The 17,036-nt window shown below is 67.6% G+C and carries 15 protein-coding genes and 2 pseudogenes; 9 read left to right on the top strand and 8 right to left on the bottom strand.

The window, feature by feature from the left end; genetic code table 11:
* Positions 1–77: 77 nt before the first annotated feature.
* A pseudogene (locus tag NC4_RS12050) lies at positions 78–875 on the top strand (imine reductase family protein).
* Positions 876–912: 37 nt separating this feature from the next.
* Here NC4_RS12050 and NC4_RS12045 read toward each other — a convergent pair.
* Positions 913–1,908 carry a helix-turn-helix transcriptional regulator gene (locus tag NC4_RS12045; protein WP_067536553.1) on the bottom strand — a complete coding sequence of 332 codons (996 nt, stop codon included), beginning with the start codon at positions 1,906–1,908 and terminating at the stop codon, positions 913–915.
* A gap of 60 nt (positions 1,909–1,968) precedes the next feature.
* Here NC4_RS12045 and NC4_RS12040 point away from each other — a divergent pair, with 60 nt between their 5' ends.
* From NC4_RS12040 to NC4_RS12025, 4 genes are all read left to right on the top strand, one after another.
* Positions 1,969–2,322, top strand: coding sequence for a YybH family protein (locus tag NC4_RS12040; protein WP_067536550.1), 354 nt, complete (start codon positions 1,969–1,971; stop codon positions 2,320–2,322).
* A 7-nt stretch (positions 2,323–2,329) separates the two neighbouring features.
* Positions 2,330–2,815, top strand: coding sequence for a DUF488 domain-containing protein (locus NC4_RS12035; RefSeq protein ID WP_067536549.1), 486 nt, complete (start codon positions 2,330–2,332; stop codon positions 2,813–2,815).
* A 339-nt stretch (positions 2,816–3,154) separates the two neighbouring features.
* Positions 3,155–3,826, top strand: a complete 672-nt coding sequence (locus tag NC4_RS12030; protein ID WP_218021053.1) for a hypothetical protein — start codon at positions 3,155–3,157, stop codon at positions 3,824–3,826.
* Positions 3,810–4,535: a 2OG-Fe(II) oxygenase family protein gene (locus tag NC4_RS12025; protein WP_218021052.1), complete on the top strand. Its 726-nt coding sequence runs from the start codon at positions 3,810–3,812 to the stop codon at positions 4,533–4,535. Before NC4_RS12030 ends, NC4_RS12025 begins: the two co-directional genes overlap by 17 nt.
* Before the next feature lie 111 nt (positions 4,536–4,646).
* On the opposite strand, the gene NC4_RS12020 is transcribed toward NC4_RS12025, so the two are convergent.
* From NC4_RS12020 to NC4_RS11990, 7 genes and pseudogenes are all read right to left on the bottom strand, one after another.
* Entirely contained in the window at positions 4,647–5,756 is a 1,110-nt protein-coding gene (locus NC4_RS12020) for an FAD-dependent monooxygenase (RefSeq protein ID WP_157554589.1), read from the bottom strand.
* Positions 5,757–5,759: 3 nt separating this feature from the next.
* Positions 5,760–6,952: pseudogene (locus NC4_RS45285) on the bottom strand (ABC transporter permease).
* Positions 6,953–7,365: 413 nt separating this feature from the next.
* Positions 7,366–8,280 (bottom strand): ABC transporter ATP-binding protein, encoded by a 915-nt coding sequence (locus NC4_RS12010; RefSeq protein ID WP_067536543.1) that lies wholly within the window; start codon positions 8,278–8,280, stop codon positions 7,366–7,368.
* A 93-nt stretch (positions 8,281–8,373) separates the two neighbouring features.
* Positions 8,374–9,555 (bottom strand): cation:proton antiporter, encoded by a 1,182-nt coding sequence (locus tag NC4_RS12005; protein WP_067536540.1) that lies wholly within the window; start codon positions 9,553–9,555, stop codon positions 8,374–8,376.
* Entirely contained in the window at positions 9,556–10,044 is a 489-nt protein-coding gene (locus tag NC4_RS12000; RefSeq protein ID WP_067536537.1) for a cation:proton antiporter regulatory subunit, read from the bottom strand.
* A gap of 272 nt (positions 10,045–10,316) precedes the next feature.
* On the bottom strand, positions 10,317–10,979 hold the full coding sequence (locus NC4_RS11995; RefSeq protein WP_218021066.1) for a response regulator: 663 nt from the start codon (positions 10,977–10,979) through the stop codon (positions 10,317–10,319).
* Positions 10,979–12,124, bottom strand: coding sequence for a sensor histidine kinase (locus tag NC4_RS11990; RefSeq protein ID WP_157554587.1), 1,146 nt, complete (start codon positions 12,122–12,124; stop codon positions 10,979–10,981). The genes NC4_RS11995 and NC4_RS11990 overlap by 1 nt, the downstream gene beginning before the upstream one ends.
* A 268-nt stretch (positions 12,125–12,392) precedes the next feature.
* Between NC4_RS11990 and NC4_RS41530 the strand changes: the two genes are divergently transcribed.
* The 4 genes from NC4_RS41530 to xylA all read left to right on the top strand — a co-directional run bounded on the left by NC4_RS41530 (position 12,393) and on the right by xylA (position 17,015).
* The gene (locus tag NC4_RS41530) at positions 12,393–14,183 is read left to right on the top strand and encodes a PDR/VanB family oxidoreductase (protein ID WP_218021050.1); all 1,791 of its coding nucleotides are present in this window, start codon (positions 12,393–12,395) and stop codon (positions 14,181–14,183) included.
* Between the two features lie 21 nt (positions 14,184–14,204).
* Positions 14,205–14,831, top strand: coding sequence for a PadR family transcriptional regulator (locus NC4_RS11980; RefSeq protein WP_067536784.1), 627 nt, complete (start codon positions 14,205–14,207; stop codon positions 14,829–14,831).
* 81 nt (positions 14,832–14,912) lie between these two features.
* The gene (locus tag NC4_RS11975) at positions 14,913–15,818 is read left to right on the top strand and encodes a CPBP family intramembrane glutamic endopeptidase (RefSeq protein WP_067536530.1); all 906 of its coding nucleotides are present in this window, start codon (positions 14,913–14,915) and stop codon (positions 15,816–15,818) included.
* A 15-nt stretch (positions 15,819–15,833) separates the two neighbouring features.
* Entirely contained in the window at positions 15,834–17,015 is a 1,182-nt protein-coding gene (gene xylA, locus NC4_RS11970; RefSeq protein WP_067536528.1) for a xylose isomerase, read from the top strand.
* Positions 17,016–17,036 lie beyond the last annotated feature (21 nt).

Below are 17,036 nucleotides of genomic sequence, written 5' to 3'. Positions count from 1 at the left end.
CTCACATCGATGTGAGGTTCTAGCGTGGCGGCATCCGCGTACACGCACGGTGACGCCGCAGCGCAGGGAGAGCTCGAATGTCAACGCCAACAACATCGTCGGTCGCCGTTCTCGGACCATCGTGGCCGGAGCGAGCGACACTGGCGGACAGCGCGCAAGCGGCGGTTGCCGCCGCGTCCGTGGTCCTGCTGTTCACGGACGACTTCGACACCACCGCCCGCGTTTTCGACCGCGCCGAACCGTATCTCGCCGCTCACGACGTCATGAACCTCACCTCGGGCACCGACGCGCACATTCGCGGGTTGGCCGCTCGAATCACCGAGCGAGGCGGGCGATTTCTCGACGGAGCGCTCATGGGGCATCCGGAACACGTCGGACGATCCGAGACCGTGCTCGTGTACAGCGGCTCGCCGGACCTGTTCCACGCCCACCGGGCGATGCTCGAAACACTGGGCAGCGCAACCTTTCTGGGATCCGATCCAGGTACGACCACCCTCTACGAGACGGCCATGCTCAACTTCGCGTGGACGACTCTCACCGGATACCTCTACAGCGCCGCGCTCTTGGTCACGGCCGACATCCCGGCCACGACGACGGCCCCGCTGCTGACTCACTGGATGTCGACGACGATCGGCCCGGTGATCATCGACTACGCCCGGCAGATCGACGATCGCAGGTATCCGGGCGACGAGGAATGACTCGAGCTCGACGCGCCCTTGATGGACCAGCTGATTCGCACCGCCGAGGGGCAGGGCGTCGATTCCCGGCTTCCTCGGCTGATCAGCTCCCTTACCCGCACGGGGATCGACGCCGGGTTCGGTATGCAGAGCTTCGCAAGTCTCATCGAAACCCTTGGCTCACCCAAGGGGTGGTGATTCGACGCGGCCAGGAGACGTCCGGCGCATATGCCCGTCAGTCCGCCGCGGGCAATTCCCCGGACGGCGCCGCGTAGCGGGCGGCGAGCGCGGCGGACCGGTCGCGCAGTGCCGTGCGTAACCATTGCGGGGCAAGGGCTTCCGCGTGTGAGGCGAGTTGCCACAGCGCCCATATGGCGTGTCTGGAGTCTTGGAAGGTGACCTCCAGGCGCAGCCAGCCGTCCGGGTCGGTGTCCTCGGTCAGGACGGCCAGGGAAGTGCCCACCAGCTCGCCCCGGCTCGCCGGGTCCACCCGTACGAGCACGGTGACGAGGTCGCCGCCGGTCCGGAAGCGGGTGCCGCGTTCCCGCCAGGCCTGGTCCAGGTCCACCCGTTCCGGTCGCTGTGCGGGTTCGGCGAGCTCCTCGGCCGCCAGAATCCGGGACATCCGATAGGTGCGGTCCGCGCCGGACCTCGTGGCCAGCAGATAGCCCTGCCCGCGCACGGTGACCAGGCCGATCGGGTCCACCGTGCGCCACTGCGGGGTCTGGTCCACGGCCGCGTAATGAATGCGCAGCTTGTGTCCGGCGAATACCGCGCGCCGGACCTCGGTCACCACCGCGGCGGGCACTTCCTCGGCCTGCAGCGGGCGCGAGAAGAGATCGATCTCCGGATCGATGAGCAGGCGCTCCGCCGCACCGGCCGCGGTGGTCCGAGAACTCTCGGGCAGCGCGTCGACCACTTTGCGCATGGCCGACGCGACCGCGCCGCCGAGCCCGAATGCCTGTGCGCCGCGGCGTGATCCGGCAACCAGCAGGGCGAGGGCCTCGTCGTGATTGAGCCCGGTGAGCTCGGTCTGGAAACCGGGCAGCAAGGTGAATCCGCCGTGGCGGCCGCGGTCCGCGTACACCGGAACCCCGGCCGCCGACAGCGCCTCGATATCGCGCAGCACGGTACGGGTGGACACCTCCAGTTCGCGCGCCAATGCGGGCGCGGACATCCGACCGTGCTGGCGCAGCAGCAAGACCAGCGAGACCAACCGGTCGGCGCGCATTGGAAACCTCTCGTAAATACATGACAGGAGGTGTCATGTTTCGTTGGCAACCTTATATGCATGACCGACAAGAGAGTGGCCACCGAGCCGAACGACCTGGGCAAGTACTTCATCGAACGCGCCAATGCGGGCGATGTCGACGGACTGGTGGCGTTGTACGAGCCGGACGCCGTCCTGGCCTTCCCGCCCGGCAATCTCGCCACCGGACATGCCGAGATCCGCAAGGTCTACGAACAGTTCCTCGCCGCCGCTCCCGAACTCCTGCCCGGTAGACCGCATCCGGCGCTGGTCAGCGGCGACCTGGCCCTCACGGCGACCACCCTGACCACCGGTGACATGACCGTCGAGATCGCCCGCCGCCAGCCCGACGGCTCCTGGCTGTGGGCCGTCGACCAGCCGGTACTGGTGCCCTGACACTGAGATGACACGCATCACGACAATCGGCGTCTACGGCTTCACGGCCGCGACCTTCCTCGAACAACTCACCACCGAGCGCGTGGCCCTCCTCCTGGACCTGCGCCAACGCCGCGGCGTCCGAGGCCCCGACTACTCCTGGGCGAACTCGGCCCGACTCCAGCGTGCGCTCGCCGCGGCGCGGATCGACTACCGCCACATCAAGGATCTGGCACCCACCACCGAACTACGCCACCTCCAATACCGCGAAGACGACCGCCAGGGCGTAGGCAAGCGCAACCGCATCACTCTGGCCCCCGCCTACACCGACCGCTACACCCACGAAATCCTCGAGCCCTACGACCTCGGCACCCTCGTCCACACCCTCCCGCCCGACTCCGCGATCGCCCTCTTCTGTGTCGAGCGCGATCCGGAGGCCTGCCACCGCTCACTCGTAGCCGCCCGCATCCACGCCAACCACAACCTCCCGATCACCCACCTCCGCCCGAAATGAGCCACCACGAGCGGCATTACGGCGCGTTCGTTGACGTTTGTCTGAATTGCTAGCCTCCGTGGATGATTTCGCACGTGACCGAGGCCGAAGATGTGCACGGTGTCGGCGTGTTCTACCGCCGCTTCTTCGACCTCGGCAACAACCATTTCGAGCGAATCCGCGCGGAGCACGAGTTCCAGTCCCTCACCGAGTCCACCAAGCCCGGGGCAGCCCATCGCAGCGGCATCTACTTGACGCCTGTCACGCGCAGCGGTGACGAACTGCACTTCCGCCTGCTCCGCTGCTCCACGAATCTCTCGGGGCCCACCGAGAAACTTCGGCACGACCGACACGAGCATCGTGGCGGCTCTGAATCACAAGGCCGCCAGTATCTTCAAAGACCACGCGCCCCTCAATCACGTCCTCGCGCAGATCTACCACAACACCCATGCCACACCCGGATGGAAGCAATCCAAGGCCAAGATCTCCGCCCACGCCGACAAAACCAAGGACATGCCCGTCAACGGCATCATGGCCTTCTGCACCTTCTACGACGGGCTCGACAAGCTCCAGCCCCTGACCGAAGACGCTTTCGACTACGGCGTGAAGAACATCAGCGGCCTGACGAAACTCCGCTTCCGCCTCAAGGATTCGGTCCAGGAGCCCAAGCGGTCCACGCTCCCCGCACAGTTCACCCTGACCCTCTATCCCGGCTCCGTCTTCTTCATGCCGCTGTCCACCAACCGCCTGTACACCCATGAAATCCGGCCCTCGATGCTGGACGTCGAACTGCTGCCGACCCGCCTCGGATACGTGGTGCGCTGCTCGAACACCGAAGCCGTGCACAAGAACGGCCAAACGTACCTGAAAAGGGCCGGAAACCTGGTGCAGCTGGCGCCGCCCACCCCGGAAGGCATGGACGAACTACGCAAGCTGTACGCCGAAGAGAACAGGACCTCGTCTTTCGTCGACTACGGCGACCGATTCAACTTCAGCATGAACACGGGAGACTACCTTGCCCCCCGAGCCTAGGATCTCGGACGAGATCATCTCGCACGCCGTGCCGACCGACGAGGACCTCTTCGCACAACTCTCCGCGTCGGCCCTCCTGGAAGACGTCGGAAAGGGTCGGCGAGGCGCCACCCTCACCAAACCCGATGCGGCGGGCCACGTGCCGCTCGTCCGCACCACCACCCGATACGGCAGCCCAACACAACGTTTCCGCCCGATTCACGACCGCCTGGCACAGCGGATCCAGGCCCGCGCTGGACTCTCGAACGCCTTCAACAACGCTCTCCTCGAGGTGTACACGAACGCCTACGCCACCATGGGCAGCCATTCCGACCAAGCCCTCGATCTGGCCGCCGACTCGTTCATCGCCGTCTTCTCCTGCTACCAGCACCCCGAAGCGGCCCCGCCCAGAAGACTTGTCTTCGAACCGAAGGGCCCCGGCGAGAAGTTCGAAATCCCCCTAGCCCACAACAGTTTCGTCGCCTTCTCCCTCGCCACGAATCGACGACTCAAACACAAAATCGTCCTGGACACATCCGCCCACGCAACGGAAAACCACTGGCTGGGCGTAACCTTCCGAACCTCCAAGACCCTCCTCCAATTCCACACCGGACACCCACACCTCCCCCAAGGCACCCCCTCACCCCGGCCGACGACGATCAACAGCGCGAGTTCTACCAACTCCGCCGCCGCGAGAACCACGAGTCGGACTTCCGCTACCCACCACTGACCTACACCGTCAGCACAAGCGACTTGCTGCCACCCATCTGATCGGCCACTCGTTCGGATATCGCTGAACCGGCGCGCGGGGGACTTCGCGCGGCGGGTCGGGGACGCAGACCTAGGTGGCCGATGCCGGTCGGGTGGGCGGGCGCCAGCCGCGGAGGGCTCGGCTGTTGGCGCGGCGGAACAGGCGGGTGGCGAGGGGGTTCGGGGTGAGGAGGGCGGCGATGTCGCGGAGGGCGGCAAGGGCTTTGGAGTTGGGGACGGGGATGCGCATGCCGTGGCGGGAGAGGAAGGCGGTGGTGGCTACTCGGCGGCGGCGGGCGGCGGAATAGGCGGAGAGGTCGGGGGCGTGGGCGGCGAGGGTGAGGGCGTCTTCGATGGCCATGCCCGCGCCTTGGCCGAGGGTGGGGAGCATGACGTGGGCGGCATCGCCGATGAGGGCTACTCGGCCGGTGCCCAGGTGTCGGGCGATGCGTGTTTCGAGTAGTTCGTCGATGACTATACGGGCGGGGTCGGCGGCGGCGATCAGTTTGGGGATGGGATCGGGCCAGTCGGTGAAGTAGTCCAGGGTGGTGATGCCGGGGCGGGCCGCGGCGAAGGCGTAGGTGCGGTCGCCCGCTATCGGGACGATGCCGAATTCCGCGTGGCTGCCCCAGATCACGCCGACCGGATCGGGTGGCGGCTCGTCCAGGACCCAGCGCCAGGCGCGCATTCCGTTGCGGCGCAGCGGGTCCGGTTCCCGCCACACGGTGCGGCGGACCACGCTGTTGACGCCGTCGGCTCCCACCACCAGGTCGTATTCGGCTGTGCCGGTGTCGGTTTCGATACGCCCGGCAGGGTCGGCGGCCAGCACCCGGGTGCCGGTGCGGACACATTCGCGCGGCAGTGCGGCGGAGAGGATCGCGATCAGATCGGCGCGATGCAGCGCGACCAGGCCACCGGCGAAGTCGCTGATGCGGGCGTCGACCAGGACGCGGCCGCGGTGATTGCGAGCGCAACCGCGCCGATTGGTGATGGCCGCGGATCGCACGATCTCCCCCACGCCCATGGCGTCGAGCACCGTCAAGGCGTTGGCGGCCAGGGTGATACCCGCCCCCACCTCACCGAACTCCGGCGCCTGCTCGTAGAGGGTGACCTCCCAGACCGCGCTCCGCAAGGCGATCGCGGCCCCGAGCCCCGCGATACCGCCGCCGACGACGCCCGCTCGTCCCATCCCATCGGTCAAGGGTCATGCTCCTAGGTCGCGTCGGCGTAAACCGTTGATTCCCAACGCGATACCCGCCGCGCCGAGAGCGAGGAGTATGAGCATCGGCGCCGCGGTGACGCCTTCGAGCGGCGCGAGGGGCGTGTGCGCGAACAGCGATGCCTCGTCGAACCAATCGGGTAGGTCGAAGGACTCGGTGAACAGCGTAGCGACCGCGCAGTAGGCGAAGAGCGACCAGGCCAGCGCAATCGCGATCTTCGGCAACCAGCCGAAGGCGACGGTGGCGACCGCGGCAATGATCCACACGCCGGGCAGATAGACGAGAGCCGCGGCGGTGAGCCGGGGCAGCTCGCCCGAATCACTGATCATGAGACCGTGGGTCAGCCCCTCCCCGAGACCCCGGCCGCCAGCACCACCGTGCTGCCGACCAGCGCCACGCTCAAATGCCCACCGAGCCAGGCATATCGGCTCACCGGGGCCGCGATAATGGGCTCGGCCCGCCCATCGGCCTCCTCGGAGCGCGCCCGCAGCACCGCAGTGATCGAGTAGGCGGAACACAGCAATGCCAGCATCGACAGCGACAGCGCCAGATACGAGTTCACCGCATCGGCCGCACCGCCGGGCAGATAGGCGACGAATTCCGGATTGTCGGCGAGATACTGCTCGATACTGTCGGCGAACGAACCGTAGGCCGCGCCGAGGCCGAAGACGCCGACCACCCAACCCAGCAATGTCCCCCGCTGCAGCCGCCACGCCAGCGCGGCCGGTGAGCGCAGCGCCGCGGAGGCGTGTGCCCGCCCGGTCGCGTACGGCAGCAGACCCGCACCGAAATCACGACGGGTCAGCAGGGCGAACGCGACCGCGGTCGAGATCGCCGCCGCGGCCAGGAACAACAGCAGCGGCCACCATCGGTTCTCGACATACGGATAGGTGCGCTGCGCCCAGCCCAGCGGCGATCCCCAGGACAGCGCGCCGTTCCCGACATCGCCGACCGCCCGCAGCACATACGCCACGGCGAGGAGCAGCGCGACCGAACCGTAGACGCTGCGCGGATTCTCGAACACCTGCGCCGCGACCGCGGTGAGCGCCGCGAAGGTCAACCCCACCCAGGTGATCGCGGCCCCGACCAGCAGCGAGCCGGATACCGGTAGCCCGGTGCCGACGGCGGCGGCGAAAACCGCCAGTCCCGCAATGACATCCGCGAGCCCCGCCAGCATGAGCGCGGCAATGGCCGGTGCCCGCCGCCCGACCCGCGCGGAGCGGATCAGCTCCATGCGCCCGGTCTCCTCATCGGTGCGGGTGTGCCGCCCGACCATGAACATGCTCATGAGCGCGACCACGATCGCCACATACCCCAGGACCTCGAACAGCACCTCCCCGCCGATGGTGTCCAGCAGCCGCTCCGGGCCGCCCATGGCCACCGCCGCCGCATTGCCGCCCATGGTGCGGCGCAATTGCGCGAGCTTCTCGGGCGTGTCGTAGAAGCGCTGGCTGCTCAGCGATTGCAGGGCCAGCATCCCGGCCGCCCCGCACACCCAGGCCACCAGCGGAAGTCGTTCATGCCGCAGGGCGAATCGCAGGAGCACCCCGGCCCCGGCGGTGTCCTCGCGCAGTCCTGTCGTCGAGATCGTCATGCGCGCTCACCCACCGGCTCGGCATCGTCTCGATAATGACGCAGGAAAATATCCTCGAGCGTCGGCGGCGTACTCACCAGATCACGTACACCCAGCGCGGCCACCGCACGCAGCGCCTCGTCCAAATGCGCCGGATCCACATCGAATCGGGCCCGCGAACCGTCCACGACCAGACCGTGCAGGCCGGGCACCTGGTCGAGCTCGGCGGGCGACCGCACGGTATCGACGCTGACGGTGGTGCGCGTCAGATGCCGCAGTTCGGCGAGCGTCCCCGTCTCCACGGTGCGGCCGTGCCGAATGATGCTCACCCGGTCGCACAGCGCCTCCACCTCCGCCAGAATGTGACTCGACAGCAGCACCATGCACCCCTGCGCGGTCAATTCCCGGACGCAACTCCGGAACCGGGCGTCCATGATCGGGTCCAGACCCGCCGTCGGCTCGTCCAGCAAGAGCAGCTCGGCGGCCCCCGCCAGCGCCGCGACCAAGGCCACCTTCTGCCGATTGCCCTTGGAGTACGCGCGCGCCTTCTGCCGCGGATCGAGCTCGAATCGCTCCAGCAACTCGTCCCGGCGCCGCCGATCCACCCCACCGCGCAACCGGCCCATCAGATCGATCACCTCGCCGCCGGTGATCCCCGGCCACAGCACCACCTCCCCCAGCACATACGCCAGACGCTCGTGCAGGGCGACCGCATCGGCCCAGGGATCGGCGCCGAACACCCGCACCGTCCCGGAATCGGCGCGCAGCAACCCCAGCAGAATCCGGATGGTGGTGGTCTTCCCCGACCCGTTCGGCCTGAGAAAGCCGTGCACCTCCCCCGGCGCTACGGTGAGATCCAATCCCCCCAGTGCCGTTGTGCGGCCGAAGGTCTTCCTCAGCCCGGCGATTTCGACGACGGCATCGCTGCCCATGGCGGGCCCTCCGTGGTGACCTGTTCCTCCCCGCCATCCATGCTGGTGCCGCGCTCCGCCCGCGTCAAGGCGGCGGCAAACCTCGCACCCCGACTAGCCGGGAACCCGCGCGGGCCGTGCGACCCGCCGCATCAGCGGTTCCGCCACGCGCGCGGCGATCGGGCCGAGCACCGCCATCAACAGCACATAGGTGGTGGCCAGCGCCGCGAACTCACTCGGCACCGCACCCGCGGCGACGGCCAACCCGGCAATGACGATCGAGAATTCGCCGTGCGCGACCAGCGCCGCCCCGGCGCGGGCGCGACCGTAGCGCGAGGCCCCCGCCCGGCGTGCCGCCCACCAGCCGGTGAACAGCTTCGCGGCGGTGGTCACCACGGCCAGCACGATCGCCCAGCCGAGCACCGGCGGAATACTGCGCGGATCGGTGGTCAGCCCGAACAGCACGAAGAACAGCGCCGCGAACAGATCGCGCAACGGCTCGAGCAGTTTGGTCGCATTGTGGGCCGTCGAATCCGAGATGGCGATGCCCAGCAGGAACGCACCCACCGCCGCCGACACCTGCAACGCCGAGGCCACACCCGCCACCAGCAGCGCCGCACCGAGCAGCTTGAGCAGGAAGATCTCCCGATCGTCGCTGTCGACGACCATCGAGACGTACTTGCCGTAGCGCAAGGCCACCACGAGCACCACCGTGACCGCCGCCAGCGCGATACCGAGCGTCTTCAACCCCGCCGCGAATCCGACCGCGGCCAGAATGGCCGTCAGCACCGGCAGGTACGCCGCCATCACCAGATCCTCGAACACCAGGATCGACAGAATGGTCGGCGTCTCCCGGTTGCCCAGCCGCCCGAGATCACCGAGCACCTTGGCCACGATGCCCGAGGACGAGATATAGGTGACGCCCGCCATGGCGACCGCGCCGGTCACCCCCCAGCCCAGCCACAGCGCCACCACCACGCCCGGCGTGGCGTTCAGGACGAGGTCGAGCACGCCCGCCTGCCAGGATCCGCGCAGCCCCGTCACCAGTTCGCTTGCGCTGTAATCCAATCCGAGCAACAGCAGCAGCAACACCACACCGATCTCACTGGCCAGGTGAATGAACTCGTCGACATGCCCCAGCTCGACCAGTCCGCCCGTGCCGAACACCAATCCGCCGATCAGATACAAAGGGATCGGCGACATTCCGATCCGCGCGGCGAGCTTCCCCAGCAAACCCAGACCAAAAAATACCGCGCCCAGCTGAATCAGCGAGAGCGCGGTTTCGTGTGCCACCATCTACTTTCCGCCATCCGTCAAAATTCTGGCGGCAGCCGTCAGGCTCTCCGCCGTACCGACAACAACCAACACATCTCCGGCGAGGAAGACGAAATCCGGGCCCGGTGAGGGGATCGCATGGCCCGCGCGCATGACGGCCACAATGGAAACCGTGGTGCGCGAACGCATCTGGGTGTCCCCCAGCGGCCGCCCGTCGTACGGCGACCGGGCGCGCACCGTGACCTGCCGAGTCTCGAGCTCCCCGTAGTCCCGGTGCTCCTCGCGCAGCTGCGCCACTAATTGCGGTGCGCCCAGCAGATTCGCCAGCACCGTGGCCTCCTGCGCGGACAAGGGGATCTGATCCGTGGCATCGGGATTTCCGGGTTTGCTCACGATCAGATCGATCGTGCCGTCCTTGTGATCGATGATCCCGATCCGGCGACGGGCGCCCGACAGCGGAAAGTCCTTGCGCACCCCGATACCGGGCAGCTGTGTAACCTCGACGTTCACACATTCCACCCTAACCGACGCCACGCCAGGCGGTTCGGCTACCGGCGCGCCGTCCGGGGAGAGAGGTACAGCATTGTCGTATACGCGGAGTGCGTGAATGCCACGGGCGGCTCCTTTCGGGTCGATCCACGATGAACGGACTCGTGGAGTCCCTAGCCGTCGAGACTTCCCGGCTCACCTGAGCGTAATGATTCCGTAAAGACGCTGGTCTGGCAAACTGGTCACCCTGCTGAACGGGCGAAATGTGATGAATCCCGCTGGCTTCCAGCCGCTTACACGGGCCTATCGGGATGGATCAGCCGCGATTCGTAGGCGTAGATCGCCGCCTGGGTGCGATCCCGCAGTCCGAGTTTGTCCAGGATGCGGCCTACATGGGTTTTGACGGTTTGCTCGGAAATGACCAGTTCACTGGCGATTTCGGCATTGGACAACCCGCGGGCGATGAGGATCAGGACGTCGTTCTCGCGGGCGGTGAGCGCCTCGGAGCGATCGACCGTCAGCGTGAGCCGATCCGATCGCGTGAAGCGTTCGAGCAACCGCCGCGTCACCGACGGAGCGAGCATGGCATCGCCGCGGGCCACCGCCCGTACCACATCCCCCAGCGCGAGCGCCGAGACGTCCTTGAGCAGGAACCCGCTCGCACCCGCACGCAGCGCCGCATAGACATACTCGTCGAGATCGAAAGTGGTGAGCATAATGATCTTCGGAGCCCATTCCGCGGCGGTCAGGCGCGCGGTGGCCTCCAGCCCGTCCAGCACCGGCATACGGACGTCCATGAGCACGATATCCGGCCGCGAACGCGTGACCTCGGCAACGGCTTCCGCGCCGTCGACGGCCTGACCGACCACCTCGATACCGGACTGAGCGCCGAGCAGCACCGCCAGGCTCTCACGAACCAGTTGCTGATCATCGGCGATGACAACGCGGATGGGCATCATCGCGCCTCCCGCAGCGGCAAGGTGACCGCAACCGTGAAGCGTCCGTCCGCCGTCGGCCCGGCGGCAAAGCTGCCACCGAAAGCCGCGGCGCGCTCGCGCATTCCGGTGAGCCCGTGGCCCTGGGTCGCGGCACGGGTCGCGGCGGTGAGCGGGTTGTCGATGTCGATGCGAATCTCGGTGTCGTCCAAGGCAATCCGGGCGCGGATGGGGTCGCCCGGGGCGTGCCGGACGGCATTGCTCAGCGCCTCCTGGACGATTCGGTAGGCGGACAGGCCGATTGCGGGCGGGGCCGCAGCGAGGTCACCGGTGGCTTCCAGATCGATGCGGGTTCCGGTGCGGCGCACCAGTTCCACCATCTCACCGAGATCGGCGAGCGTGGGCGGCGGGGCGGTGCCGGTGTCGGCCGAGCGCAGGACTCCGAGAATGCGCCGCATTTCGGTCAGCGCCGTCACCGCGCTCTCGCGGATGGCGGCGAAGGTCTGCGGGGCGGAGTCCGGGTCGCGGAAAGGCGCGGCCTCGGCTTGCAGGTCGATCACCGACATATGGTGCGCGACCACATCGTGGAGTTCACGGGCTATCCGGGTTCGCTCCTCCAACAGCGCGTTTCGCTCGCGCTGGCGGGTGACCAGCCGCTGTTGCTCGCGCAGTCCGCGCCGGGCGACCGCCAGACCGCGCACCGCGGCCCCGGCGATCAGCACGAGAGCGGTCAGGGCCGCGAAATCGAGGAGGTCCGGCGGCCAGGACGGTGGCCGCAGGACGACCGCCCAGCCGAGCGCGGCGGTCATGGTCGCCACCCAGTACGCCGCGGCGTGCCGGGCGGGCACGGTCAGCGCGATCACGCCGAGCACGATCAAGTAGCTGTTGACCATGGCATCTACCCACAGCCCGGTATCGACCCAGGCCGAGGCCAGCACGACCGCGGCCATCGAGCAGGCCCACGCGAGCACCGGAAGACGCGGGGCCAGCACCACGGCGAGCGCCTGGGCCAGGGCCAGGCCGAGGGATCGCCGATCGGATAGGCCGGTGTCGGACATGAGGGTGTGCATGACAATGCCGAAGAGCGCCGCGCCCAGCACCACGGTGGCGGCGAAAACCAGTGGCCACCAGTGCGGGCGCACATCGGCGCGGATCAGCCGGGTCATGAGTTCACTATCGGCCACGCCGGGCGCGCGCGTCGACACGATCGAGGAGCTTGGACCACCTCTTGGACGCTAGAAACGGCGGCGGGCGGGCGCATCCCGCTGCGGAGGGGTCTTCGCGTATCACTCTCAAGTACTACGGCGGGCGCGCGCCACTGGCTCCGTGGCGCCATTTTCCGGGGTATCAGGGTGATTCCCGAGGACAGCCGGAAGGCGCGGCTCACATACTTCAGTAGTCGATATCGACTAATCGAGTATGCGGAGACGCGCCATGCAGACCCAGACCGCCGTTCGCCCGAACACCAAGCCCGCGCAAGTCGCACGGATGCCTGCCCGCGCGCAAAATATGCTGGCGGGCTTCGCGATTCTGGCTGTCGTCGCGGCGCAGCTGCCGCCCCTGTTCCCGCCGTACCTGCCGGGAGCCGTTGCGCCGATGTGGTATTTCCTGACCGCGCTCAGCGGTGGGCTGGCGGCACTGGTGACGGTGCGGCCGGGTACCGCGCGTGCGGTGGTGACGATCCTGGGCTCGATTCTGATCGTGGCGACGGTGCTGCAAGCGTTCGCCATCGGCGACGGCGCGGCCATGTTCGCGACATGGCTTGTGGTTCCGGCTGTTTCACGGCTCGCGGGACAATTGCGGCCGGGACCGCGCAAGGCGCTGGTCGCGGCGCACGCGGTCGCGGCGGCGTGCTGGGTGGGGATCGCGGTGACCATGACGGCCATGGCGGTGGTCGCCATGACGACCGGCAGCATCGAAACCAGCGTGACCGCCTACGAGCTCATGACGGTCTTCGATATCACGCTGCTGCCCTGGGCGAACTTCGCGACCGGGTGGGGGCTGATCAGGTATTACTGGGTGACGATCAAGCTGACCATTGCCATGGGAGTTCTGGTGATGGCGTTCGGATTTCTGCACGACACCCTGGAGCGGGCCCATCGCAAGGCCGAGCGGCTGGCCGCCACCGGCGGCACCACCGCACAGCTCACCGGCGCGGCCGAGGTGGCGTTCTGGGGCTTCGGGTCCTCGATGCTCGGACTGGTGATCGCCGTGCTGCTGTCGGTGTACAAGCCGGGCGGGAAGACGCGGCGGGGACGGCGGCTGCTGCCGGTGCGCGCGGTCGCGCGCGATATCCCGGTGACGGTGGCGGACAGGCGCGAACTTGCCACGGGGACAATCGCATTGACCCTGCGAGCGGCCGGTGACGAGCCGTTGCCGGAGTGGGAGCCGGGCGCGCACATCGATCTGGTTTTGCCGTCGGGGCGGGTGCGTCAGTATTCGCTCTACGGGGATCCGGCCGATCGCGGGTGCTATCGGATCACGGTGTTGAACGAACCCGGCGGGCGTGGCGGCTCGACCGAGATCCATGGGCTCCGGGCCGGGATGAGTATCGGTATTCGAGGGCCGCGCAACACCTTTCCGCTCTTCGATGCGCCCGCTTACGTGTTGGTCGCGGGCGGTATCGGAATCACGCCGTTCCTGCCCATGGTGCACCGGCTGTCTCGCTCCGGAGCGGAATGGCGGTTGATCTATCGCGGAAGGTCCTTGGCCGCCATGGCATTCGCGGCCGCGCTGCGCGCGCAGTACCCGGATCGGGTGACGCTGCTGCCAGCCGACACCCATGCCCGACCCGATCTGGACGCCCTGGTGCAGGCGGCTCCGCGTGGAGTGGCGGTGTACTGCTGCGGTCCCGAAGGGCTCTTGCGCGCCACGGAAACCGCTGCGGCGCAACAGCCGGACGCGAGCATGCATGCCGAACGCTTCGCACCGAGCAACCGTGCCGGTGAGGTCTCCAACGCGCCCTTCCAGGCCGTGCTGCGGCGCTCCGGTGTCGTCATCCACGTGCCCGCGGAGCGCACGCTGCTGTCGGCCATTCGGGATGTGGATCCGACCGTCGATCTGTCCTGCGAGGACGGCGTCTGCGGCAGCTGCGCCACGCGCGTGCTGGCGGGGACGCCGGAGCACCGCGACGATGTGCTGCAGGCCGGTGAGCGGCAGCGGGCCGATATCATCTACCCCTGCGTGTCTCGTGCTCGCGGCGAGCGGATCGAGCTCGATGTGTAGCCGGTGATCGAGGAGGGTTCCGTGGCGACTCGACGGGACCCTGTGCAGAATCCGCTGACGCTCACGGTGCTCGCCTATCTGCTCGAGCGGCCGCTGCATCCCTACGAGATCGGGAAGCTGCTGAAGCAGCGAAATGCCGATCGCAATATCGGCTACAAGCACGCCTCGCTGTACATGGTCGTCGACCAGCTCACCCGGGCCGGATACATCACGCCGGTGCACACCGAACGCGAGGGCCAGCGACCCGAGCGCACCGTCTACACCCCGACCGGTGCGAGCGAGGCGCGGCTGCGGGAGTACATGCGGAACATGATCGCGGTGCCCGGGAAGGAATATCGCCGGTTCGACGCCGCGCTGTCGCTGATCGTCGTGCTGTCGCCGGAGGAGGTTCCGGCGCTGCTGGAACAGCGGCAGCGGGCGCTGGCGGAGCAGATCGCGCAGCAGCACGCGGTGCTCGACCGGGCGCGCGAGGTGGATGCGCTGTTTCTCATCGAATATCACTATCGGCTCGAATTGCTCGACGCCGAGCAGCGATTCATTGCGCGGTTCCGCGATCTGATCGACCACGAACCGGCGGCGCTGGGTGAATTCTGGCAGCAGTTTCATGCCGCCCGCGGCGCCCGGCCGGGCGGTGATCCGACCGGGTGAGCGCGGGGTGTGGCTCGCTACACCGGGGATTCGGGGGTTCGCACTGATGATCTCCGCCGCGCGGCGCGGTGGGATCGAATCATGGTCGATGAACGTGTGGGGCAGCGACGGTCCGTGATCGCGAATCCTTCTGGGGTGGCGGTCTTTCTGCTGATCGCCTTCGGAGTTCCCTGGCTGTGGTTGCTGGGTGCTGTTGTGCTGCTCGGGTTTTCGGTTGTCAATCCGATAGTGCAGCTGCCGATGGGTGTGGCTCCCGCCGTCGCGGCATTCGTCGTCCGGCGCTGGGTCACGCGCGAAGGGTTCGCCGATGCCGGTCTGGCGCCGCGGTTCCGCACTGCTCGGCGCTGGTATGTGATCGCCTGGATCGGGCCGCTCGGATTGGCGGTGGCCAGCATTGTGGCGGCCGTGGCCATCCGGCTGTGGTGGCCGGAAACAGGTTGGCTCGATCCGGATTTCGATATTCCCATCACCGCGCTGACGCCGATTCTCATGATCGCGGTCATCGTGCTGACACCGGTGTACTTCGGGGAGGAGTTCGGCTGGACCGGCTATCTGCGACCGCGGATGTTCCCTGGGCGGCCGCTCGCATCGGTGACCGCGACGGGGCTCGTCTGGGCGTCCTGCCATTACCCGCTGGCCTTCGTCGGGTACGTGCATTTCGGCAATGTGTTCGCCGGGCTGGCGGTGTGGACGGCGTCCTTCCTGTTCCAGGAGATCATCCTGACCTGGCTCTACGTGCGCAGCCGCAGCATCTGGGTGCCGAGCCTGGCGCACGCCGGGAACAATCTGGTGCTGTCGCTGCTGGTCGGGGACCTGCTGGCCGCGCCGCTGGGCAACACCATGGTGACCGTGCTGCTGGCCGTGCCGCTCGGTGTCACCGCGGGCTGGATCGTGCTGAGCGGACGGCTGAGAAATGCGATGACTCAGCTGGATTCGATGTCGGCGCGCGGTTCGCGGCGTAACGTCCGAAGCGGAGTCGGCAACTGAAGGTCGAGGTGGACCATGGTGGAACCAACCCGCGCGGACAAGTTCTCGTTCGGACTCTGGACGGTCGGCTGGCGGGGCGTGGACCCGTTCGGTGACGCCACTCGGCCCGCCCTGGATCCGGTCGAGGCGGTGCACCGGCTGGCCGAGCTCGGGGCCTACGGCATTACCTTCCACGACAACGATCTCTTCCCGATCGACGCCACCGAGGACCAGCGCCGCACGCGCATCGACCGATTCACCGCTGCGCTGCGGGCGACCGGCCTGGTCGTGCCCATGGTGACCACGAACCTGTTCACCCACCCGGTCTTCAAAGAGGGCGGCCTGACCGCCAACGACCGCGGCACCCGCCGCTACGCCCTGTGTAAGGTCCTTCGCACTATCGAACTCGCCGCCGAACTGGGCGCGCACACGTTCGTCATGTGGGGCGGCCGCGAGGGCTCCGAATACGACAGCGCCAAGGACGTCCCCGCCGCGCTGGACCGCTACCGCGAAAGCCTGGACCTGCTCACCCGGTTCGTCGTCGACCGCCGCTACGATATCCGCTTCGCCCTCGAGCCCAAACCCAATGAGCCCCGCGGCGATATCCTCCTGCCCACGGTCGGCCACGCGCTGGCCTTCATCGCCACTCTCGAACACGAGCACCTGGTCGGCGTGAATCCCGAAGTGGGGCACGAGCAAATGGCGGGTCTCAATGTCACGCACGGCATCGCCCAGGCGCTGTGGCACCACAAGCTCTTCCACATCGACCTCAATGGCCAGCGCGGCATCAAATACGACCAAGACCTCGTCTTCGCCCACGGCGACCTGATGAGCGCCTTCACCCTTGTAGATCTCCTCGAATACAGCGGGACCCTCGGCTCCCCCGCCTACGAGGGCCCCCGCCACTTCGACTACAAACCCAGCCGCACCGAAAACATCGACGGCGTATGGCATTCCGCCGCCGCCAATATGCGCAACTACCTCCTCCTCAAACACCGAGCTGCGGCCTTCCGCGCCGATCCGGAAGTCCAGGAAGCACTCGAAGCCGCTGCGGTTTCCGAATTACGCACCCCCACACTAGATCCCGGCGAAACCCCCGACGATCTGCTCGGCGACCCCCGGACAGCCCACTTCGACATCGACAAGGCCAGCGAACGCGGCCACGCCTTCGTGCGCCTGAACCAACTGGCACTCGAACACCTGCTCGGCGCACGCTGACCTTCGGCGGAATCGTCGGCG

The organism is Nocardia crassostreae (assembly GCF_001613405.1).
Classification (GTDB): Bacteria; Actinomycetota; Actinomycetes; order Mycobacteriales; family Mycobacteriaceae; genus Nocardia; species Nocardia crassostreae.
The sequence above is the reverse complement of the archived record's forward strand: the minus strand, read 5'-3'. Positions and strand labels throughout refer to the sequence as shown.

Coding starts and splice junctions, on each gene's coding strand:
- NC4_RS12045 (WP_067536553.1), bottom strand. CDS start 1,908: ATGCGCGCCGACCGGTTGGTCTCGCTGGTCTTGCTGCTGCGCCAGCAC.
- NC4_RS12040 (WP_067536550.1), top strand. CDS start 1,969: ATGACCGACAAGAGAGTGGCCACCGAGCCGAACGACCTGGGCAAGTAC.
- NC4_RS12035 (WP_067536549.1), top strand. CDS start 2,330: ATGACACGCATCACGACAATCGGCGTCTACGGCTTCACGGCCGCGACC.
- NC4_RS12010 (WP_067536543.1), bottom strand. CDS start 8,280: ATGGGCAGCGATGCCGTCGTCGAAATCGCCGGGCTGAGGAAGACCTTC.
- NC4_RS12005 (WP_067536540.1), bottom strand. CDS start 9,555: ATGGTGGCACACGAAACCGCGCTCTCGCTGATTCAGCTGGGCGCGGTA.
- NC4_RS11995 (WP_218021066.1), bottom strand. CDS start 10,979: ATGCCCATCCGCGTTGTCATCGCCGATGATCAGCAACTGGTTCGTGAG.
- NC4_RS11990 (WP_157554587.1), bottom strand. CDS start 12,124: ATGACCCGGCTGATCCGCGCCGATGTGCGCCCGCACTGGTGGCCACTG.
- NC4_RS41530 (WP_218021050.1), top strand. CDS start 12,393: ATGCAGACCCAGACCGCCGTTCGCCCGAACACCAAGCCCGCGCAAGTC.
- NC4_RS11975 (WP_067536530.1), top strand. CDS start 14,913: ATGGTCGATGAACGTGTGGGGCAGCGACGGTCCGTGATCGCGAATCCT.
- xylA (WP_067536528.1), top strand. CDS start 15,834: ATGGTGGAACCAACCCGCGCGGACAAGTTCTCGTTCGGACTCTGGACG.